Origin of the sequence: Candidatus Endowatersipora endosymbiont of Watersipora subatra (assembly GCF_964026585.1) — a bacterium.
Lineage (GTDB): Bacteria > Pseudomonadota > Alphaproteobacteria > Rhizobiales > Rhizobiaceae > Pseudahrensia.
Genome location: NZ_OZ032160.1, coordinates 535,805 through 557,784 on the forward strand (window position 1 = coordinate 535,805; position 21,980 = coordinate 557,784).

Genomic DNA, 21,980 nt, shown 5'->3' on the forward strand with positions numbered 1-21,980 from the left:
ATGATAGTTTCTAGCTACTCTTCGATTCAGATCAGAATCTGATTAATTTGCACTAGATAACAAACGTAATAATTTCTGTTTTGCAATCTTCATATCTTCACCATGCCCTATTGTTCCCCAAAATTTGCCTGATGAATCCATGAGATAGACTGATGAAATATGGTTCATTACATAGTCCTCATCCTTAAAAGAGACTTTTTCAGCGAAGATACCCCAAGCCTTAATAATTTTTTCAATCTGATTTTTTGATCCTGTAATTCCCGTGATTCGTTTATTAAATGCCGATAAATAAGCTGATAAGATTTCAGGTTTATCCCTCATTGGATCAACGGTAACAAAATATGCATCGATTTTGTCTGCTTCATGACCAATTTGATCGAGCCATAAACCAATTTGATGTAAAGTAGTTGGGCATATATCTGGACAATGTGTAAAACCGAAAAAAAGAATATGAGGCCGTCCTTTCATATCATCCCAAGTGATCTGAGTTCCATTCGCTCGCAAGGCTGAAAAGGGACCGCCAATACTCGTTTTTTCTATAATAGTTTTCTCATCTTCTCCCCATTGTTCTAAACTCCAGTTTACGGTCAAATAAGAGAAAAAAAAACAAGCAGGAAAATCGAACCCCACAGAGTGTAGTGCATTCTCTTCATTATTTCTCTTCATTCTCCTATTATAAATTCTATTATACATGATAAGACGCCTCTCATACCTCGAAAACAGGAGGATAGGCGATACCTTAGTCAAAAATACATGAAGTATTAATTCTTGTCTTTCACTTTATCAAAATCAAAAAACATAAATCATGCATTTAATTAATATTAGTCAACTAAATTAAATGAGCAAGGTATTAAATATAGTCTGGATAATTGACTTGCAATCAAGGCCAGAAAGAGTCAGCATTTCTTCTGATGACATCTGATCTATATAAACATCAGGCATTACAAGAGGACGAACACGCAAGTTTGAATCCAAAAACCCTTGCCTAGCTAGGTATTGTAAAACATGTGATCCAAATCCACCAGCAGATCCTTCTTCAACTGTAATCAATATTTCGTGATGATGGGCAAGCTGTGATAAAAGGTCGGTGTCTAAAGGTTTCGCAAAACGGGCATCAGCGACAGTAGTTGATAGATTATGAATTTCAAGTTCTTCTGCAGCGAGTAGGCAGTCGCCTAGGCGTGATCCTATAGACAAAATCGCAATCTTTGTGCCTTCTTTTACAATTCGTCCCTTACCGATCTCGAGGATCTGACCTTTTTTAGGGATTTCTCCTGCTCCTTCTCCACGGGGATATCGAAAAGCAATCGGCCCCTCATCAAAAGCTGCTGCTGTCTTGACCATATTCTTAAGTTCAGCTGAATCAGATGCAGCCATAACAGTGAATCCAGGAAGGCAGCAAAGATAAGCTAGATCAAAAGAACCGGCATGCGTGGCACCATCAAAGCCAACAAATCCTGCCCTATCTATAGGAAATCGAACAGGGAGATTTTGTATGGATACATCGTGAATCACTTGATCATAGGCTCTTTGCAAAAATGTTGAATAGATAGCGCAAAATGGTTTGTAACCCTCACTTGCCATGCCTGCTGCGAAAGTGACAGCGTGCTGTTCGGCAATCCCAACATCATAGGTTCGATCAGGAAAGTTTTCTTGAAAAATATCAACTCCTGTACCACTCGGCATAGCAGCTGTAATTGCTATAATTTTTTTGTCTTTCCGAGCTTCCTGAACAAGAGAATGCCCAAAAACGCTAGTGTAAGAGGGTGCATTGGTTGATCTCTCTTCTTGCTTTCCAGTCGCCACATCAAATTTGGCAACAGCATGCAATTTATCATACGCTCCCTCCGCAGGAGCATATCCTTTACCTTTTTTTGTAATTACATGAATAAGAATAGGGCGATCTTTAGCGTCTCTTACATTACGTAAGACAGGTAATAAATGATCTAAATTATGACCGTCAATCGGACCCACATAGTAGAATCCTAGTTCTTCAAACATGGTACCACCCATCCAGTACCCTCTTGCAAACTCTTCCGTTTTTCTTGCCTTTTCATAGAAAAACTTAGGCAAATAAGCAGTCAGTTGCCTTGCTGTTTCACGAATCGATAAGTAGGTTTTTCCTGATACTAGACGAGCAAGATAGGCGCTCATTGCACCTGTTGGAGGCGCAATTGACATATCATTGTCGTTAAGAATAACGATCTGGCGGGCATTCAAGTGTCCTGCATTATTCATCGCCTCATAGGCCATGCCAGCCGACATCGCACCATCACCTATAATTGAAACAACATCGCGTTCTACCCCTTCAAGTCGAGAGGCTTCAGAAATACCGAGTCCAGCAGAAATTGAGGTGGATGAATGAGCCGCTCCAAACGGATCATAAACACTTTCAGAACGTTTGGTGAATCCAGATAATCCTCCTTTTTTTCTTAAGGTAAGAATACGGTTCCGTCTACCTGTTAATATTTTGTGCGGATAACACTGATGTCCTACATCCCAAATAATACGGTCTTGAGGAGTTTTAAATACATAATGCAAAGCAATCGTTAATTCTACTACGCCAAGCCCAGCTCCTAGATGACCACCAGTAACAGAAACAGTATTAATCATCTCATTTCGGAGTTCTTCAGCAACTTGTTTGAGTGCTGAATCCTTCAACTGGCGTAAATCAGATGGAAGACTAATAGTATCAAGAAGTGGGGTCTTTGAAATCACAGGTGTACCAACAATGAGGATGATATATTTTAAATCATTCTTTACATTGCCTTTAGTCTCATCGATTATACTGATGACGGTGGTTAGTCTTAACAATTTCTTTCAGCAAAAAATACTATCTCATAAGGAGACTATAGAGCTCATTACAATGGAAACTATATTGGTTTTTGTAAGCAGAAAAGAACCATACTACCAAAGACATTGTTTTAGGAATCAGGAAAGATTATTTACTCTTGGCAGAACGCCCTGCTGTCTTTTCAGTAATGCGAGCTGATTTTCCACGAAGGCCACGTAGATAATAAAGCTTTGCCCGGCGAACGCGACCTAAACGTAGTACTTCAATCCCTTCAACCATCGGTGAATAGAGCGGAAAAACACGTTCGACACCTTCCCCATATGAAATTTTGCGAACGGTAAAGCTTCCATTCAGATCAAAACCTTTTCTGGCTATACATACACCTTGATAAGCTTGAATTCGTGCACGAGTGCCTTCTGTTACACGAACCAGAACACGAAGAGTATCGCCTGGAGAGAAATCCGGTAATCTTCGCTTCGTTTCAATGTTTTGAGACTGCTCCTTTTCAAGTTGCTCAATGATATTAGCCATAATTAAAACCTCTTTATAAAAGGATTTCAGCTAGTTAGAAAAATTATAACCTTAATAAGGCTGAAGAAGTGACCTATCTTTACAAATCTTCCTAACTATAATCAAAAATGATTTCCTAGAATCAAGCTAGTCCATCATGATAAATTAAAAATGATCAGAATACAATGATTTGTGCGATTTAATGTATTATGAAAACCATCTCTTTTACCCTTTCCTCTCTTTGTGGCTACCGTCACAATAAGGTTTATTTTTTGAGATTCCACAGCGGCAAAGAACGAATTTTTTAGAACAGGCACCTTGGATAGAAGATGAAGATACAAGCGGGATACGCACAACACGATAAGGACCATCTTTATCGATACTGATTCCTTTTTCCTTACTTATTTCATGTCGAGGCGCCTCAGTGTCTAATCTATATGATAAAGCACCCGATGGACAGGTCATGATGATAAAAATAATCTTATCCCTTGAAGCATTGTCGGGGATAATCCAAGGCGTTCTTGATGTATCAAAGACTGGTTTGAGGTGTTTTGTACATTCTCCAGCATGAGAGCAGAGCAAACGGTTATAATAGACTGTTATATTTCGACCTTTGTATTCCTGAAAAGAACCAGATGTATATTCGTTCAAACATCGACTGTCAAAACCAATGTCATTATGAGATCCATCACAGTAAGGCTGGTTTTTAGATGCACCACACCTGCACAAGGCCATGATCGGCTTCGTATCGAGAGGAATTCCATCTTCATTTATTAATCGACTGACCCCTTTTACAATGAGAGGACCACCATCTCTTTCTTCAATGCTAGATCCATTTGATACACTCTTCTTAGCATGAGCCTTCTCAGGAATCCGTCCCGTGAGGATCAATCCATCACGGATATTCAAGCCCATCATGACGAGATTTGTTAATCCAGCTATGAGTTCCAATCCTTGTACTAAATAAAATTTAGTGTCAAAGGAGCCTGAGGAGGCTTTGTATTCGAGATAAAAAGCAGCAGGGACCAAAATTAGGAGACCATTTGCTCCAATGAATGGCATCCTTCTCTTTTTTGTTATAACTTTCGAGTCAATACGATTGGCCCCTAACCGAATCCCTGACCCGCCCGCAATGATCATAGTTGCGCTCAGGAAAAAAATTCCTTTTAGAATGTTAGATTTGACTAATACAATATCTTCATAAGAACCAAATAGCTCAGAATAGACTGTTGATAAAAAAAATATTAGCACAATCAAGAAGCCAATGCATCCGGCAATGGAATGGATTTTTGTTTTCATTTTCTACCCTTACTATCAAACCACATCCGGCGTAGTGTATCATCGTCTTTTATAAAATGATGATATATAGCTCCGCTAGCGTGGAACAGGAGTAAGGCCATCATTAGCTTTGCACCAAATGCATGAGGAGATCGTGGAAAATAAAGAGTAAAATCTGGCAAAGCATCTTCTAAATTCCCGAAAATTAAAAACTGGACTCCTGCTCCTGACAAAGAGAACATTCTGAGGCCAGTTATTATCATACCCAAAATGATAATATAGAATAAGAAATGAACGATTCTGGCAGATAATTTTTGCCACGTTGGATAAGATTCTAGGAAATCGGGTTTTTTATCAAAATGGAACCACCAAACTATACGGCTAAATGTCACAATGAGAGTTGCAATGCCCATTAAAAAATGTAATCTTAGAATATCATTTTTCATCAACGGATTACTGATTTGTCCTAATGAAAAACCTGATCCTAGAAGAGAGATGATAAGCACCGTTGACAACCAATGAATTGTAAGAGCTACAATGCAATAATGTGAGTTATCACTTCGATTGATCATTTTTTATTCCTAACGTATAATTTTATATAATGAAGCATGAGTATTGAGTCCGTCAACTGATTTGATTGTACTTGATTTATTCATTGCGATGGTAGCTTTATCGAAAGAATCAATGGTGTCCCATTTACTAATATTAACAAGAGGAAATTTTGCATTGGAGGAAAGGGCTTGATGGAGTTCACTGGAAATATAACCTGGTTGGCTCCGCAAAAATTTAGCAGTATTTTCCCAATATTTTATAGATTCCTCTTCTTTTCCAGCAGGAACTGAGAAAAAAGTAACAAGTATTGCTGAATTAGATTTTTTAGCAATCGCTTTGTTCATTACTGCCATTATCTGTACGTGAGTAGAAAAATTCTTGAAATCCATGGGTTCGTTTGATGAGATGTAGGATTGTGATAATTTTTGCTCTTGTAAGGAGAGACTAGTGTCTCCATTTAGGTCCCAACTCTTGAAGAGTTGAATAAGAGATGTTCGATATTGAGCCTCTTTGTTCCGTTCTTTTGCAATTCCCTTCCATCCTACATCCCAAGACATAAACTCTGATAGAGTTATTTCCTCGTCATCGTTGCTATCCATAGATAGCATTACTAAATTCCTAAAATGCTCAACTTCGCGGTTAGAGACTAAACCATCTTCATTAGCATCAACAGAATGGAAAATAGTCAAATTGAGATTCTCTAATTCCTTGTCCCAAGCTAAGGCCGAAGCAAAATTTGAAGTCCAGAAAAACAAAACTGCGCTTATTAATCCCCACCTTTTCATCTTTATATATACTCCCTTTGATACTTATTAGATCTTTAATTAGAATTCGTAAATTGAAGGATTTCTAATATGAGAACTGGACTTTCTTTAACCAAGACATATAATTTTATCTCTTCACACATTTTTGTCTAAAGAAAAAAATAAGTATATTAAATTTGTTAAGCGTCCACGGATGTTCTACAAGGAAAGGAACTCTAAGCAATCAAAGAATTCCTAGATATTTAGATCCAATCTGGCAGTCTAATGATAATCCTTTTGTCAAGAGAGACATTTTCCTTTACTAGAAAGCATACAAGTTAGCGTCTATTCGATATGATAAATCTGATCAAGAGATAGAGCCCTAGCCCTGCACGGAGTAGGTCTTAAACCCTCAAAATAGGAATAGGATTCAAAACCTGAAATTATACCTAGAGGCTGAAAAAAGGTCAACCGCTAAAGATTCGAAATACTTAAGAGAGCTTATTTGATTAAGTAAAAACGAGAACCTAGCGTCAATGATAGGAACCTTTATATTTGTTTCTCTTAAAAAAGAGGATCGTTGAAAACTTTAAACGAAAGGGTTAAAAGTCTTTAAATAAAGCCGTTTATTCATTTTTTTCTATTGTGGAAAAACTCTTTAAGAGAAGGTTATATTAACTTTTAAACTGCTAAAGCGCGTTGACGTAAGAGATCTCCTGATTCATTCTTCCGTTCTGAATGGCAAACTTTTAATCAGCATAAGACTGAAGACTGTCATTTAAAAATCACCTACCGTCGTTCGGTCATTTATTTTCTAGTCTCTATTTTTCAGTAGGAACCTTAAGAGAACAATGAGTCAAATCAAACAAAAGAATCAAGGCAGAAGAGCAAACTGCACCAACAGCAAGAGAGAGAGCATTAAATCAAACTCTCTTATCCAAACAAGGGATGATAAAAAAAATGCGGATTGAGCGTTGCTACACAGAATCAGGACTTTCTCCCTTCGAAAACGTACCCTTTCGCTTGGCAAAGAGCGAAATCAAAAATCTGGATGGTTCTGTTGTATTTTGCCTTAAAGAGATTTGGGTTCCAGAGCAGTTCAGTCAGGTAGCAAGTGATATCATAGCCCAAAAATATTTTCGGAAAGCGGGTGTTCCTGCGGTCCTGAAAAGAGTTGAAGAGAACGGTGTACCATCATGGCTTTGGCGATCTGTTGAAAACAAGGAAGAGCTTAAAAAATTGCCAAAGGCAAAGCGTTATGTCTCAGAAACCGATGCTAAGCAAGTGTTTCATCGATTGTCAGGTACATGGACCTACTGGGGCTGGAAGGGAGGATATTTTGATAGCGAAAATGATGCTAGAGCTTTTTATGATGAATTATGCTATATGCTGGCCACGCAAAAAGTTGCTCCTAATTCTCCACAATGGTTCAATACAGGTCTATACTGGGCTTATGGAATTAATGGACCCGCTCAGGGTCACTACTATGTAGATTATCAATCTGGTGAGTTAACTAAGTCTCAATCATCATACGAACATCCCCAACCCCATGCTTGTTTTATACAATCCGTTAGTGATGATTTGGTTGGCGATGGAGGCATTATGGATCTTTGGGTCCGTGAAGCACGTTTATTTAAGTACGGATCCGGTACCGGTTCTAATTTCTCACATATCCGTGGAGAAAACGAGCCTCTTTCTGGTGGAGGGCAGTCATCTGGTTTAATGTCTTTTCTGAAGATCGGTGACCGTGCAGCAGGTTCGATCAAATCTGGAGGAACGACTCGTCGTGCAGCAAAGATGGTTGTCATTGATATCGATCATCCCGATGTAGAAAGTTACATAGGCTGGAAAGTACGTGAAGAACAGAAAGTGGCTGCTATTGTCACAGGTTCCAAAATTATTTCTTATCATATGAAAACTATCATGAAGGCCTGCTTGACCTGCAAAGGTGATGATGATCAGTGCTTTACCCCTAATCATAATCCTGAGTTGAAAATGGCAATCTATGCAGCAAAAAAATCTGCTGTTCCTGAAAACTATATTTCTCGGGTCATTCAGCTTGCCAAACAGGGATTCACTAAGTTTGAATTCCCTGTTTACAATATTGATTGGGATTCGGAAGCTTATCTAACAGTTTCTGGACAGAATTCTAATAATTCAGTCTCCCTCAAAGATGATTTTCTTAGAGCTGTTGAAAATGATAGAAATTGGAACCTTATTGCGAGAAAGGATGGCTCGGTGACCAAAACTGTCCGAGCCCGTGATTTATGGGAACAAATCGCAGCGGCAGCATGGCAGTCAGCCGATCCTGGACTACATTACAATACGACGATTAATGATTGGCATACATGCCCTGCTGATGGTCCGATTCGGTCATCTAACCCTTGCTCAGAATATATGTTTCTTGATAATACAGCATGTAACCTTGCCTCACTAAATTTGATCCAATTTCAGCGGAATGATCACACTTTCGATGTCGAATCCTTCGAACATGCCTGCCGTATGTGGATGATAGTACTCGAAATCTCTATTATGATGGCGCAATTTCCATCAAAAGAGATTGCACAACGTTCTTATAATTACCGCACCACTGGTCTTGGTTTTGCTAACATTGGAGGCTTTTTGATGTCAGCAGGGATTCCGTATGATTCGAATGAAGGCCGCGCAATTTGTAGTGCAATTGCTGCTATCATGACTGGAATTTGCTATACTACGTCCGCTGAAATAGCTAAGGAACAGGGTCCCTTCTCTCAATATTTACCTAATGCAAAACATATGTCCCGTGTTATGCGTAACCATCAACGTGCTGCTCATGGGATAGAAGATGGCTATGAAGGTCTTTCAGTGAAACCTATGCCCCTTGATCATGAACATATTTCTGATACTCGACTTTCTCAACATGCCAAATCAGCATGGGATAAAGCTGTTGAACTTGGGAGTCTCTATGGTTACCGCAATGCTCAGACGACTGTTATTGCACCTACCGGTACGATCGGTCTTTTAATGGATTGCGATACAACCGGGATCGAACCTGATTTTTCATTAGTGAAATTTAAAAAGCTTGCTGGTGGTGGCTATTTTAAAATTATAAATCGTACTGTACCGAAAGCTCTTGCCAATCTTGGTTATGACAGTGATACAATTAAAGATATTATTACCTATGCCTTAGGCAAAGGAACACTAAAAGATTCTCGATCTATCTCTCATAGTGCACTAGAAGAAAAAGGGTTTAGCAAGCAACAGATAGATACCGTAGAATCTTACCTATCTCAAGCTTTTGATCTCAAATTTGCGATCAATAAATTTTCTCTTGGGGAAGGTTTTTGTAAAGAGAAACTAGGTTTTTCAGATAAACAACTCAATGATGTTAACTTTGATATCTTAGATGCCATCGGCTTCACGAAAGAAGAAATTCAAGCTGCTAATGTTCACTGTTGTGGCTCGATGACTCTGGAAGGCGCTCCTGGGTTACATAAAAAACATCTACCTATCTTTGACTGTGCAAATCCTTGTGGTCGTATTGGCAAACGCCATTTATCCACCGAAAGCCACATCTTTATGATGGCATCTGTTCAACCTTTCATCTCTGGTGCTATTTCCAAGACAATAAATATACCAAACAATGCGGTTATTAAAGATTGTATGGCCGCGTATATGTTATCTTGGAAACTGGGACTGAAAGCAAATGCCCTGTACCGAGATGGTTCAAAACTCTCACAACCTCTGAATTCTTCATTGATTGAAGAAGAAGGAAATGAGGAGGAGAGTCTTGATGATTTTATTGAATCCCCAACTGTAGCCCGTACCACACAACTTACGGAAAAGATCTCTGGAAAAGTTATCGAGCGGATTGTTGAAATAAAAATGAGAGAAAAATTGCCAAATCGCCGCAAGGGTTATACACAAAAGGCAGTTGTTGGTGGTCATAAAGTTTATTTACGAACAGGTGAATTTGATGATGGTCGCATAGGTGAAATATTTATTGATATGCACAAGGAAGGTGCTGCATTCCGTGCTATGATGAATAATTTTGCTATTGCGATATCACTCGGTCTACAATATGGAGTCCCATTAGAGGAATATGTAGAGGCTTTTACCTTCACGAAATTCGAACCCTCTGGTCTCGTGAAAGGGAATGATGCTATTAAAAATGCAACCTCTATTCTTGATTACACATTCCGTGAGCTTGCTATTTCTTACCTTGGTCGTCATGATCTTGGTCATGTCGATACGTCCAACTTTGCTTCTACTGCTCTTGGCAAAGGAATGCAAGAAGGAAAGACCGAAGCAGTTTCTCATGGTCTTACCCGTGGCCATAAACTCTCTGTTATCTCTAGTAAAACCAATGAGGTTGATTCAGAGAGCTCAGTCCATACAAAAAGTGAAGAGGTTTTTTATGAGAACTCGGCATTAAGTGGTAGCTTTTTCTCTACAATGTCGGCTAATGTAGAAGCACAGATACCGAACACGCGAATTCAAGAAAATATTAACTCTTTCAAGCGTAAGGATAGTTCTTCTTCAGAAGAAAGAAGCCTCAAATTGTCTAGAAGAGAAAGACGTGTCATTGCTAAAATGCAAGGATATGAAGGAGAGAGTTGTCCTGAATGTCAAGATTTTACAATGGTTCGCAACGGGACATGTCTTAAATGTGAGACTTGCGGATCGACCACAGGGTGTAGCTAGAAAGTATTCTCTCCAATGTTTATCGGATCAACAAAAAAGTTGTTTCTGAAAGCATTAATGATAATTAATTTGGACATTAAAACAGTGATAAAAAAGTTTTTTTTCAGTTGACGGTTTCATCTTTAAATCTCTTCTTTTCTATTTTTATGCATTTTCCTTGCAGTTTCTTTCTCTTACCTATATCTGAGAGCATATAGCTGACCAACGATAAAGTCTTAGAATATGGTGAAGATCTCCTATATTGTGCATGATGGAACACGTTTTGAAGTTAAGGCGGAGAATGGATCCACCGTTATGGAAAACGCAATCAGAAATGCAGTTCCAGGTGTTGAAGCAGAATGTGGGGGTGCATGTGCATGTGCAACTTGCCATGTTTACATAGAGGAGAAATGGATAGAAAAGATTGGTCAAGCTGATCCTATGGAAGAAGATATGCTTGACTTCGCTTATGCTGTTCAGCGATCATCACGTCTATCGTGTCAAATCAAAGTAACAGATGAGATGGACGGTTTAGTTGTTCATGTTCCTGAGCGTCAAGCTTAAATACTTGACTTGAAAAAAGTGAAGACCATTCTTATTCAAAGAATAGATAGCCTTAATGATTCAAAAGCCAGCGAGAGAAATTCAATCAACAGATGTTATAATAGTAGGAGCTGGACCCGTTGGTCTTTTCGCTGTTTTCGAGCTAGGATTGTTGGGTCTCAACTGCCATCTTATTGATATTTTGGATAAGACTGGAGGTCAATGCGCTCAACTCTATCCGGAAAAGCCAATTTATGACATTCCTGCATGGACAAAAATTTCAGGACAGGAATTAACTGATCGTTTGATGAATCAAATTCAACCTTTTAATCCGGTTTTTCATCTCAACAGCATGGTAACATCATTCCATCGTGAAAAGAATCACTCTTTTACAATAACAACAGATAAAGATGAACGAATCAATGCAAAGGTCGTTGTCATTGCAGCTGGTGGAGGGTCTTTTCAGCCCAAACGTCCTCCTATTTCTGGTATTAAACATTATGAAAATCAATCAGTTTTTTATTCTGTTCGTTATATTGAAGAATTTCGAGATCATGATTTATTGATCCTTGGTGGTGGAGATTCCGCCCTCGATTGGACGCTTAGCTTAGAACCGATTGTTAATTCTGTAACGTTAGTCCATAGACGTGACAGATTCAGAGCTTCTCCTAATAGCGTAATCAAGGTCAAAGCACTGATTGAAGCTAAAAAAATACAATTTCGGTTGGGTCAAATCACCGAATTGTATGGTGATAATAATAAATTAAGGGGTGCTTTACTCAAAGATAGTGACGGAAGATTATCAAAAATAGTTTGTTCGCGTATGCTGGTTTTTTTTGGTTTGACTATTAAGTTAGGTCCAATAGCGAATTGGGGATTAAACCTGAACGAGAATCTTATTCCTGTTGACACCGAGAGGTTTTCAACCAATGAATCTGGCATATATGCAATCGGAGATATTAATACTTATCCTGGTAAGCTTAAACTGATTCTTTCTGGTTTTCATGAGGCTGCTCTGATGGCCCATAGTGCTAAGAAATACATTACACCCCACGAAAACAACGTTTTTCAATATACAACATCATCAACAAGCTTACATAAGAAGCTTGGCGTTGACGTTTCGGATTAATCAGAATTTTCCTTGATCAAGTCTCTTAATCTTGTCTTGATAAAGACGTTTTTTTTATCCAATTTCTTCCATTCTGTTGCCAATAGATCAATTCATGATTTTGACATTTTAAGGCCTTCCATTGAATATGTGCGCCTGAAACGGCTTCTAAGTCACTGCCTTCAAACATAAAAACACAACGCTCATAGTTTCTCATATCAGGTGGCTCTGCATTATCAATCAGGAATCGAATGTGGGCGTTGTTTAAATTATCATCTTTAATTGTCAACCATATAGGATGGAAAGTGGCTTCTTCAACCATTGATCCTTCTGCCGCGTGAGGTAAAAAACTTTCATCGCTAAAAGTCCAAAGGTATGTATCTAAAGCATCAAGACGGGAACGAGTCTTGCACTGAATAGCAACACGCCAGTCGCGCTCCAGACTGCGTTCTAAAAGTCTATGTAAGACCTTACCCAAAGATTGATTATTTAAATGGTAAAACAGAATTTGGGTCACAAGACTTCAAAAATTGAAAATGAGCTTCTCATCATCCTTAGTTCGTTCTCATTTTAACGTTCACAATAATCCGCAACAAAACGATCGAGTAATCTCACGCCATAGCCTGAACCCCAAGAGTAATTAATTGCATTTTGAGTTGATTCGATAGCTACTCCTGAAATATCTAGATGAGCCCAAGGGGTTTTGTTAACAAAGCGTTGTAAAAACTGAGCTGCAGTTATTGAACCAGCAAAACGATCACCAATATTTTTCATATCAGCATTCTCAGAGTTGATCATTTTATCATATTCAACACCTAAAGGCATCCGCCAGATTCTTTCTTCTGTTTTTAGACCTGATTTTACCAGTTGCTCAGATAATTCATCACTGTTAGAAAACAAACCCGCATGATGCCTGCCGAGAGAAACTAAAATAGCCCCAGTTAGTGTTGCTAAATTAATCATAGATCTTGGTTTGAATTCGGATTGACAATACCATAAAATATCGGCGAGGATGAGGCGCCCTTCTGCATCAGTATTCACAATCTCAATTGTCTGACCTGACATTGATGTAACGATGTCTCCTGGTCTCTGCGCATTGCCATCTGGCATATTCTCGACTGCAGAAATAATACCAACAATATTTGTTTTGGCTTTACGAGAAGCTAGTGCATACATCAGGCCAACAACTGCTGCAGCTCCTGCCATATCACCTTTCATATTCTCCATGCTAGCAGCTGGCTTAATGGATATTCCACCTGTATCGAAGGTCACTCCTTTACCAATAAAGGCAATAGGTTTTTCCTTCGGCTTCCCTCCATTCCAGCGTAAAATAGCTACACAAGGAGAATTCCTCGAGCCTTGAGCCACTCCCAAAAGTGACTCCATTTTTAGTTCTCTCATATCCTTCTCGTAGAGAAGGTCGACCTTGCATCCCATCTTTGTTAACTCGCTACTGCGATTAACAAGTTCTTTTGGAATCAAGACGTTCGCCGGCTCATTGACTAAATTTCGGGCTAGTATCACACCTTCACCAAGACCCAACTTTTCTTCCCATATTTTTTTAGCAGTCCTAACTACTTTTGTTTTAATAGTCACTCTCACTGCTGTTTCTATCTTCTTATCTTTTGTTTTATACTTATCAAAACGGTAAGAAGATAACAGTAATCCCAAAGCAAAGTCTGTTGCTTGGCTCGCATTAGCTCTCTCGCCTGAGGATAAATCCAAATCAAGACATATTGTTATACAACCCTTTGCCTTTGTACTTAATTTACTAAGATTATCCATTATCTTACCACCAAGTGTTAACCATGAATAATCGACGAGATTATCTCGATCTCCTAATCCAAGAAGGATAACAGAGTCGAGTTCACTTCCTTCAGGAGTTAAGATATTAAGTGTCTCAGTAAAATCAGCTTTGTATCCGCTAGACTTGATTGCTTTTTTAACAGCAGGGAGGATCGGCCAGTTATAAAAACTTGGATCCCATTTTATCTCCTTATCACAAAGGATGACTATCACGCCTTTTTTAGGTAAAAGAGCATTGGAAAATTTAATATCTACTAACTGACTCATAAGAACTCCGAAAGGAAAAATTCAAGGAACCATTATGCCTATTTGATGATTAAGTGTAAATAATAAATGTATTTTAAGAAACAGTAGCATTTCAATCGTTCTTACCGATTATTCTAGGAGAATCCATGAGTTGTCTTCGTCCATCGACATCTTCACACACTTTTTTTTCAAGTTAAACTTAGTCTTGGATGATAGTAATGTGGCTGTCGCTTATTGAGCGGTACTTATTCACCAAAGCCCTTATTTCATTTCTTATAACAATGGCTTTACTCATTAGCTTAGTATGGGTTATCCGTGCTATTCAGGAAGTTGATCTTCTTCTCAGCAAAGGTCAAAGTATCCTGACCTATTTGCAAATGACCAGTTTATCCGTTCCTATGCTGACAGCATCTACTATTCCATTGGCCCTTCTTATTGGATTGAGCTATACGATCAACAACCTTAATAACAATTCTGAGATGGTTGCAATACATTCAACCGGATTGTCTCAGATGTTGCTGGTAAAACCATTTTTAGTACTTGGCCTCCTCACATCCTTACTAGTCTACACACTCCATTTATGGCTTGGTCCTATCTCAATGGCAACCCTTCGTCGTTTCGGAACAGAGGTGAAATCAGATCTTATATCTGTAGTTATTAAAGAAGGACGATTTCAGAGTGTTGGCAAAGGGCTGACTTTCCATGTTTCCAGCCGTGAGCCAGGTGGTATCCTGAAAGGCGTCTTCATTGTTGATACGCGTGATCCGAACGAAACTTTTACTTATCTAGCCAAGTCAGGAACAATAAAAAAAATCAAAGAAGAAGCTTTTCTAGTTATCAAAAATGGTCAAATTCATCATCAGATCAAAAACAAAAGGACAATTTCAATTATTGAATTTAATTCTTACGCTTTCAATCTATCAGCATTCTCTAAACCCAAAAAATCAGGTCCTGTCAGTCAGATAGAAATCTCAACTTTTCATCTTTTAAATCCTGAGCAAAATGATCGCCTCTTCAAAGAAAAGAAAGGCGATTATCGGGTGGAATTACACAGCCGACTGACCGGAGGTCTTTACCCCATAGTAGTAACTTTGTTGCTCCTTATTTCTGCCTTCAGACCGCATCCCAGAGGAGTGAGCTCTAGATTATCCCTGATTGTTCCAACAATAACATGCCTATTTCTTCGTGCTATAACTCTTTTTGCAGAAGAGATCCTTCGGACTCAACCCTTAATGCTCTTCGTCGTCTGGGGAATTCCTATTTTATCTATTTTCATTACGGCCTACTCTTTATCTCGTAGATAATAAATTCTAATTTTCTTAAAAATTTAACCACAGATAGGTACAGATTTTAAAAAAGGAAAAGAGTCTAATAGAGTCTTTGGAATCGGTAACAATATGATTTTATCCAAAATGGGCTTTTATCTCACGAGAGATTTTGTTCGAAAAATTGTCTTCTTATACATAGTTTTCTTTTTTTTGATCTTTACTTTCGATCTGATCGAGCTTTCTCGAAAATTAGCAACACAAAAAAGTATAATCTTCTATGATATTATTAAGATCGCATTCTTGCGAGCTCCTCATTTTTCCGGTCAAATTTTACCATTTATCGTTTTATTTGCTGCAATGGCTTCATTTTTCCGACTAAATCAAACATTCGAATTAGTGATTGCACGTGCATCCGGGATTTCAGTCTGGCAAATTTTAACACCGTTTATCATGACAGCTGCTGCGATAGGGCTGTTCTCTTCATTGGTCTATCACTCATTAGCTCTTAAGAGTCAGATTCAATCTCAAAGTGTAGAAGCGTCGGTTTTTACTAATAATTCAAAAAAATTTTGGTTAAGGGCCATGAGTAGCGATGGTGAAATGATTATTTATGCAAGAGTTAGTGGAGAGTCAGGTAAGAATCTGAAAGGTGTAACAGCCTATCTATTCACATTGGAGGGGGAAATAGGAGTTCGGTTTGATGCAGAACAAGCTCACTTCCTAGTGGGAGAAAATGGCATAGCCCGTTACCGACTCATGGATGTTGTAGCCACTGAATCAGGAAAAGTCAGAAAGAAAATAACAAGCGTCGATCTAAACGTAGACATTAACGAATATGATCTTTTGATCAAGAAAACCGATGCAAAATCTATGCCGTTCTGGAGATTACGTGAGCAAGCTAGTCGCGCAGAAGATGCGGGCCGAAACCCAAACCCATTTTTGACTCAATTTCACGCTATGCTCTCTCAACCTCTTTTGTTCGTTGCTATGGTTTTAATTGCAGCTTCCTTTTCTCTAAGATTGGTAGAAGGAACTAGCAATCTAGTCATTTTGAGTGGCATTCTGATCGCTTTTATGCTGTACATCGTAGCAGAATTGGTCCTGACTTTTGCTAATAATGGACTAATATCACCTGTTTTAGCGGCTTGGTCCCCTCCATTCGTCGCAACGTTGCTGAGCATTACCATTTTATTACATCAGGAAGATGGTTAAGAAAAAATGACTTTCACAGAAAATGCAATTGCATACAGACCCCTCAGTCTACCTTTCTTGTGGAAAAATCTCGTTTCGCTCCCTTTGTTAGCAAGTTTAACAATTAGTTTTTATGCCTTCAGTGTTAGTATATCTTTGTTATCGGTATATGCAAATACTCTCTTTGAGAATTCTCTGCAAGATCGACTCTTTTTGACCGCCGGTCAGCTGATTTATGATAAAAAGTCAGAGATCATTATAGCTAAAGATAATGTTCATATGAAATATGATGGCTATACTATGCTTGCCAACAGGCTTTCCTACAATCAGAAAACAAAACGTATTTATGGATTAGGTAATGTAGAAATTGTTGAACCGAACGGAAATCATATTTATGCAGAAGAAATTGACATCACGAATGATTTCGGAGAGGGATTTGCCAAAGGATTGCGCATCAAGACACCAGATAATACTTGGATCTCATCGGAGAGTGCTCAACAATTTACCAGGCAAAGAATAATTTTTAATCATGGCGTTTATACTGCCTGTGAGTCCGTTGAAGAGGATCCTATTTGGCAAGCCAAAGCAGAGAAGATAATTATTGATAGAACAAATCAAATTGTAACTTATGAAAAAGCGTACTTAGAATTTTTGGGGAAACCAATAGCTTATCTCCCTTGGTTCCGTCACGCTTATTCAAATTCTAACCTAAAAACTGGATTTCAGATACCAGAGTTTGGCTATAATGACAAACTAGGAGTTTGGTATAGGCAACCCTATTTTATTGCAAGCGGTACCTCCTATGATCTCACTCTAACGACTACGGCTTCCCATCGAAAAGGTTTGTTCGTAGATATGAAATGGCAACATCAACTCGAAAATGGCTTCTATTCGCTAAAAGCATCGGGAATGAGGCACCGTTCAGAAAAAACTCTTGATAGCTCTCCTGATAAAACAAAAAAAATAGGTGGCCTCATCGCTTCAAACGGAAAACTTAAATTTAATCTACCCTTACCTTTAATATTGGGATGGACGATTCTAGCTACTACAGACAGCAATTTTCCCTTTACTTTTAAACTCGACGAATACAATGACGAAAAATTCGTTAACAAGATTTATCTAACGGGATCCTATGAAAGAAGTTTCTTCAACCTGTCTGCCAGAAAATACAAAATTCAGATTACTGATTCTCTTATTCTAAACTATCAGGAAAAAGTGCTACCTTTATTTGACTATAACTATGTCACAAGTGACAATTATGCAGGTGGAGAAATAAATCTTAATGTCAGTGTTACTAATCTTGATCGAGATTACGGGATTGAGTCCTCTGTTTTAACTCCTTTACATGAGGCATATAAGAAAAGAACTCGAATTTCATCAGACCTCATCTGGAAAAAAACAGTTATAACTTCTGAAGGATTGATGCTAACCCCATCCTTTTCAATGAAAGGAGATTGGACTAAGTTTAACACAACAAATCCAACTATGTTAAAATCAATACTAGTCAGTGATTTTATGCCAATGGCTGCACTCGAAGTACGTTATCCGCTTCTGCTTCGAACAAAGACATCCAGGCATATTATCGAGCCTGTTATGCAAATGCTTATAAGACCTGATCTTGCCCATCAGACTCAGGGTCTTTATCCGGATAAAGAAGAAGTACAAAGACTGGTTTTTGATACGAACCGACTTTTTTCTTATAATAATTTCTATGGATTTGATCCTATCGAAAGGGGATTGCGGACTAATATTGGTGTCCAATACTCAGGCATTATTCAAAACGGTATCACTTTTGATGCCTTATTTAGTCAATCTTTTCATCTCAACGGACAGAACCCTTACGCTCTAGAAAGGAATCTAGAAAGATTCATAGTTGTTTCTGGACTAAAAACAGAACGATCTGATTATGTTGCATCTCTGGAAGTAAATACCTCATCAAGATTAGACGTCATTGCAAACGCACGCTTTGACAAAGATAAATTCACGCCTCAGCGTGCAGAAACGAGAATCAATTACAGAACACAAACCTTATCTTTTAGCACAAACTATACCTATATCCAACCTATGAATCATTATGAATCACCTCTTTCTAACCAATACATTGGTATATCTACAAATTATAAGTTTAAAAAGAATTGGAATTTATTAAGTTCGGCTTTGTTTAACATCCACCAAAATAAGATTATCGAGGATTATTTGAGATTATCATACAACAATAATTGCTTCAACTTCTCATTGGAATTTTCAGAGGAGAAATCTTATGACTCACTCAATGAAATCAGAAGATCAGTTACTTTCAATATCAGTTTGCGAACAATTGGAGACTATCAATGAATTTAGCAGATCTTAAATTTACTATCCAGATACAAGGTGTAATGTTGATTGCTACTCTTTTGACAATTGTCGGAGACTCACTGTTTTCTCCCTTTGCCAAAGCTAGTAGCCAAATAGCAATTATCGTGAACAATCAGATCATCACGAACAATGATATAAGACATCGAACCGCCTTTTTTCGATTAAGAGGTGAACAAGGAAATATCAAAAAAAAAGTTTTACAAGAACTCATTGATGAAGTTCTAAAAATGCAAGAAGCTAACAGAATTGGTACTGTTGCTCACAAAAAGGAGGTAGAGATTGCTTATCTTGGTTTTGCTAAGAGTAATAAAATTTCTCTTAGCAGACTTAATCAAATCATGAATGAATCAGGGATCACCATTATAGAATTCAAGAAATATATTAGGACGCAAATTAGTTGGCAAAGGGCCGTTAGTACCAAGATGATTAACAGATCAAGAATCGAAAAGAGAAGTCAATCATGGCTATCTCCTATTGAAGAATCGGTTAAGAACACTACAGAATACACCTTTCAGCAAGTTGTATTTACCATTCCTATAACACAACGTTCACTGATTCTTAATCATAGACAGACAGAGTCTAAAAAATTTAGAAAAAAATTTAAAGGGTGTGATTCCTCTCTTGCTTTAGCACAAGAGTTCAACGATGTTGCCGTAATCGATAGGGGCCGAAAATTAAGAGACGAGCTCCCCAAGAGATGGAGGGATTTGTTGAAAACAACACCTGTTGGAGGAATATCGAATCCTCAGTTTACAGATCGTGGGATTGAGATGCTAGCGGTTTGTAAGATACGCACGGTGTTCTCAGACAATGCGATCGATTTTTTTGATGATCGCTATTCAAAAGAGTCTATAAAAAAAATTGAAAAAGATTATTTTGATTTGATCAAAACGCGCAGTATTATCAAATATAGATAGAATACGAATCGTATTGACCAATGTTAACAAATAATCTTCTTCCTATCGCTGTCAGCATCGGAGAACCAGCTGGAGTTGGTGCTGATGTTTTATTGCTAGCTTGCAAAAAAGCTCATCAAGGCGTCATTGATCCTCTACCTTTCTTTATTGTTGTCGCAGACCCAGAACATTTGCGAGAACGAGCTAAACTTTTATCAATTAACATTCCAATTATTGAAGTATCTCTACATGAGGTTTCTTCGCATAAGGCAAAGAATGATTATAGTGTAAAGGTTATACCGTTAGGCTATTCATTTGAAGCCTTACCTGGAAAACCTAACTTTTCTGATAATGTAGGTGTGATTGAATCTATTGATAAGTGTATTACATTGGCATGGGAGAGAGAAGTTTGTGGTATTGTCACCTTACCGATCAACAAGAAAACACTTTACGATTTTGGATTTTGCTATTCAGGACATACTGAATATCTGGCTCATCTCGCACGAAAATGGACTGAAGAAAATAAAAAATTACAAGCTGTTATGATGCTAGTAAACTCTAAACTTCGTACTGTTCCCGTTACAATCCACCTTCCTCTTCAACTGATTATACATCATCTTAACACACAGTTAATTGTTGAAATCTGTACAATCACTACACAAAGCTTAATCACCCAATTTGGTATTTCTAGTCCCAGGTTGGCAATTTCTGGTCTTAACCCCCATGCTGGAGAAAATGGTTTAATGGGTAAGGAAGACCGAATGATTATTTCTCCAGCAGTTGAAGCTTTAAAATTAAAAGGAATTAAAGCTTTTGGACCTTTCCCCAGTGATACCATGTTTCATGAAGAGGCAAGACGAAATTATGATGTAGCAATCTGTATGTATCATGATCAGGCTATGATACCTGTGAAGACTCTTGCCTTTCACCAAACAGTTAATGTAACACTGGGATTACCTTTTATTCGTACCTCTCCAGATCACGGAACTGCTTTTGATCTTGCAGGTACAGGAAAAGCCAATCCTTTAAGTTTCATTTCAGCCCTCCATATGGTCGCCTCCATGAAAGCACAAGAAGATAGAGTCGATAAAGTTGATCAGATATGAGCTATCTTGATCGTCTTCCCTCTCCGCGCAAGATTATTGAAAAATATAATCTAACTCCCCAAAAAAAATTCAGCCAGAATTTTATTCTCGACTTGAATATCAATATGAAGATTGCTAGACAGCTCGGTTCGTTAAACGGAGAAACTGTTGTTGAAGTAGGCTCAGGTCCCGGTAGTCTAACACGTGCTTTACTCTCTAGTGGAGCTCAGAAAGTTATTTCTATCGAACGGGATGAGAGATTCATTCCAGTATTGGAAGAAATTTGTTCTGCTAGCAACGGTCGACTAGAATACCATATTGGGGATGCCCTCAAGATTAACATAGATGATATCGTAAAAAAAATAACTGGTTCTGTAAATTACAAAATTATTTCAAACCTACCGTACAACATTGCCACCCCCTTGTTGATGAGCTGGTTAAGTGGAGACCGATGGCCTGCAGGTTGGAACGCAATGGCTCTCCTTTTTCAAAAAGAAGTAGCCCAACGCATTACTGCATCCCCACGTGATAAATCATGGGGACGACTAGGGGTTTTTTCGAGTTGGCGAACATGGTCCAAAATTACTTTTGATTTATCTCCAAAAGTATTTTTTCCATCTCCCAAAGTTTCAACATCTGTTGTCGTTATCTATCCAAGAACCAGTCCTCTTCTAGTATCAAAGGAATCACTAATCCTCGTAACAAAAATGGCTTTTCAGCAAAGACGAAAAACTTTAAGACAGAATCTAAAATCAATTGGTGGTGCTGCTCTTCTGACAGAAGTTAATATCAATCCCACAGCACGAGCAGAAGAACTCATTTTAGAGCAATTTGTAGCCTTAGCACAAGCAATGGAAAGATTCTCTAACAATTCAGAAATTCAGATAGAGCATAATTAATGAAAGAGATTTTACTTTAAGTTTTTCTATAATGAAAACGGTCT

General features: G+C 38.2%; 17 protein-coding genes. 9 read left to right on the forward strand and 8 right to left on the reverse strand.

The window, feature by feature from the left end:
• Nucleotides 1–42: 42 nt before the first annotated feature.
• The 6 genes from AAGD37_RS02505 to AAGD37_RS02530 form a co-directional block, all read right to left on the reverse strand.
• Complete coding sequence (locus AAGD37_RS02505; RefSeq protein WP_341760000.1) at nt 43–666, reverse strand: SCO family protein; 624 nt, start codon at nt 664–666, stop codon at nt 43–45.
• A gap of 168 nt (nt 667–834) precedes the next feature.
• A complete protein-coding gene (gene dxs / locus AAGD37_RS02510; protein WP_424945459.1) occupies nt 835–2,718 on the reverse strand; it encodes a 1-deoxy-D-xylulose-5-phosphate synthase in 1,884 nt (627 codons plus the stop codon).
• 223 nt (nt 2,719–2,941) lie between these two features.
• Nucleotides 2,942–3,325 (reverse strand): 50S ribosomal protein L19, encoded by a 384-nt coding sequence (rplS, locus tag AAGD37_RS02515; RefSeq protein ID WP_341760001.1) that lies wholly within the window; start codon nt 3,323–3,325, stop codon nt 2,942–2,944.
• 204 nt (nt 3,326–3,529) lie between these two features.
• A complete protein-coding gene (locus AAGD37_RS02520) occupies nt 3,530–4,603 on the reverse strand; it encodes a CDGSH iron-sulfur domain-containing protein (RefSeq protein ID WP_341760002.1) in 1,074 nt (357 codons plus the stop codon).
• Nucleotides 4,600–5,154: a cytochrome b gene (locus tag AAGD37_RS02525; RefSeq protein ID WP_341760003.1), complete on the reverse strand. Its 555-nt coding sequence runs from the start codon at nt 5,152–5,154 to the stop codon at nt 4,600–4,602. Before AAGD37_RS02525 ends, AAGD37_RS02520 begins: the two co-directional genes overlap by 4 nt.
• Before the next feature lie 9 nt (nt 5,155–5,163).
• Nucleotides 5,164–5,919 (reverse strand): antibiotic biosynthesis monooxygenase family protein, encoded by a 756-nt coding sequence (locus AAGD37_RS02530; protein WP_341760004.1) that lies wholly within the window; start codon nt 5,917–5,919, stop codon nt 5,164–5,166.
• A 918-nt stretch (nt 5,920–6,837) separates the two neighbouring features.
• On the opposite strand from AAGD37_RS02530, the gene AAGD37_RS02535 reads away from it, so the two are divergent.
• The 3 genes from AAGD37_RS02535 (at nt 6,838) to AAGD37_RS02545 (ending at nt 12,211) form a co-directional block, all read left to right on the forward strand.
• Entirely contained in the window at nt 6,838–10,560 is a 3,723-nt protein-coding gene (locus AAGD37_RS02535; protein WP_341760658.1) for a vitamin B12-dependent ribonucleotide reductase, read from the forward strand.
• A 222-nt stretch (nt 10,561–10,782) separates the two neighbouring features.
• Complete coding sequence (locus AAGD37_RS02540) at nt 10,783–11,103, forward strand: 2Fe-2S iron-sulfur cluster-binding protein (protein WP_341760005.1); 321 nt, start codon at nt 10,783–10,785, stop codon at nt 11,101–11,103.
• Between the two features lie 55 nt (nt 11,104–11,158).
• Nucleotides 11,159–12,211: an NAD(P)/FAD-dependent oxidoreductase gene (locus AAGD37_RS02545; protein WP_341760006.1), complete on the forward strand. Its 1,053-nt coding sequence runs from the start codon at nt 11,159–11,161 to the stop codon at nt 12,209–12,211.
• Between the two features lie 25 nt (nt 12,212–12,236).
• Here the strand turns inward: AAGD37_RS02545 and AAGD37_RS02550 are convergent, their stop codons facing one another.
• Nucleotides 12,237–12,707, reverse strand: a complete 471-nt coding sequence (locus tag AAGD37_RS02550; RefSeq protein ID WP_341760007.1) for a DNA polymerase III subunit chi — start codon at nt 12,705–12,707, stop codon at nt 12,237–12,239.
• 53 nt (nt 12,708–12,760) lie between these two features.
• Entirely contained in the window at nt 12,761–14,263 is a 1,503-nt protein-coding gene (locus AAGD37_RS02555; RefSeq protein ID WP_341760008.1) for a leucyl aminopeptidase, read from the reverse strand.
• 260 nt (nt 14,264–14,523) lie between these two features.
• Between AAGD37_RS02555 and AAGD37_RS02560 the strand changes: the two genes are divergently transcribed.
• The 6 genes from AAGD37_RS02560 (at nt 14,524) to rsmA (ending at nt 21,936) form a co-directional block, all read left to right on the forward strand.
• Entirely contained in the window at nt 14,524–15,546 is a 1,023-nt protein-coding gene (locus AAGD37_RS02560) for an LptF/LptG family permease (protein ID WP_341760009.1), read from the forward strand.
• 93 nt (nt 15,547–15,639) lie between these two features.
• Entirely contained in the window at nt 15,640–16,722 is a 1,083-nt protein-coding gene (locus AAGD37_RS02565; RefSeq protein ID WP_341760010.1) for an LptF/LptG family permease, read from the forward strand.
• A gap of 6 nt (nt 16,723–16,728) precedes the next feature.
• Nucleotides 16,729–19,035, forward strand: a complete 2,307-nt coding sequence (locus AAGD37_RS02570) for an LPS-assembly protein LptD (RefSeq protein WP_341760011.1) — start codon at nt 16,729–16,731, stop codon at nt 19,033–19,035.
• Nucleotides 19,032–19,973: a SurA N-terminal domain-containing protein gene (locus AAGD37_RS02575; protein WP_341760012.1), complete on the forward strand. Its 942-nt coding sequence runs from the start codon at nt 19,032–19,034 to the stop codon at nt 19,971–19,973. Before AAGD37_RS02570 ends, AAGD37_RS02575 begins: the two co-directional genes overlap by 4 nt.
• A 20-nt stretch (nt 19,974–19,993) precedes the next feature.
• The gene (gene pdxA / locus AAGD37_RS02580) at nt 19,994–21,058 is read left to right on the forward strand and encodes a 4-hydroxythreonine-4-phosphate dehydrogenase PdxA (protein WP_341760013.1); all 1,065 of its coding nucleotides are present in this window, start codon (nt 19,994–19,996) and stop codon (nt 21,056–21,058) included.
• Nucleotides 21,055–21,936 carry a 16S rRNA (adenine(1518)-N(6)/adenine(1519)-N(6))-dimethyltransferase RsmA gene (gene rsmA, locus AAGD37_RS02585; protein ID WP_341760014.1) on the forward strand — a complete coding sequence of 294 codons (882 nt, stop codon included), beginning with the start codon at nt 21,055–21,057 and terminating at the stop codon, nt 21,934–21,936. The genes pdxA and rsmA overlap by 4 nt, the downstream gene beginning before the upstream one ends.
• Nucleotides 21,937–21,980: the final 44 nt, after the last annotated feature.

Bases quoted from the DNA above. Each gene is read 5' to 3' on its own strand.
- AAGD37_RS02505 (WP_341760000.1), bottom strand. From the start codon at position 666: ATGAAGAGAAATAATGAAGAGAATGCACTACACTCTGTGGGGTTCGAT.
- rplS (WP_341760001.1), bottom strand. From the start codon at position 3,325: ATGGCTAATATCATTGAGCAACTTGAAAAGGAGCAGTCTCAAAACATT.
- AAGD37_RS02520 (WP_341760002.1), bottom strand. From the start codon at position 4,603: ATGAAAACAAAAATCCATTCCATTGCCGGATGCATTGGCTTCTTGATT.
- AAGD37_RS02525 (WP_341760003.1), bottom strand. From the start codon at position 5,154: ATGATCAATCGAAGTGATAACTCACATTATTGCATTGTAGCTCTTACA.
- AAGD37_RS02530 (WP_341760004.1), bottom strand. From the start codon at position 5,919: ATGAAAAGGTGGGGATTAATAAGCGCAGTTTTGTTTTTCTGGACTTCA.
- AAGD37_RS02535 (WP_341760658.1), top strand. From the start codon at position 6,838: ATGCGGATTGAGCGTTGCTACACAGAATCAGGACTTTCTCCCTTCGAA.
- AAGD37_RS02540 (WP_341760005.1), top strand. From the start codon at position 10,783: ATGGTGAAGATCTCCTATATTGTGCATGATGGAACACGTTTTGAAGTT.
- AAGD37_RS02545 (WP_341760006.1), top strand. From the start codon at position 11,159: ATGATTCAAAAGCCAGCGAGAGAAATTCAATCAACAGATGTTATAATA.
- AAGD37_RS02555 (WP_341760008.1), bottom strand. From the start codon at position 14,263: ATGAGTCAGTTAGTAGATATTAAATTTTCCAATGCTCTTTTACCTAAA.
- AAGD37_RS02560 (WP_341760009.1), top strand. From the start codon at position 14,524: ATGGCTTTACTCATTAGCTTAGTATGGGTTATCCGTGCTATTCAGGAA.
- AAGD37_RS02565 (WP_341760010.1), top strand. From the start codon at position 15,640: ATGATTTTATCCAAAATGGGCTTTTATCTCACGAGAGATTTTGTTCGA.
- AAGD37_RS02570 (WP_341760011.1), top strand. From the start codon at position 16,729: ATGACTTTCACAGAAAATGCAATTGCATACAGACCCCTCAGTCTACCT.
- AAGD37_RS02575 (WP_341760012.1), top strand. From the start codon at position 19,032: ATGAATTTAGCAGATCTTAAATTTACTATCCAGATACAAGGTGTAATG.
- pdxA (WP_341760013.1), top strand. From the start codon at position 19,994: ATGTTAACAAATAATCTTCTTCCTATCGCTGTCAGCATCGGAGAACCA.
- rsmA (WP_341760014.1), top strand. From the start codon at position 21,055: ATGAGCTATCTTGATCGTCTTCCCTCTCCGCGCAAGATTATTGAAAAA.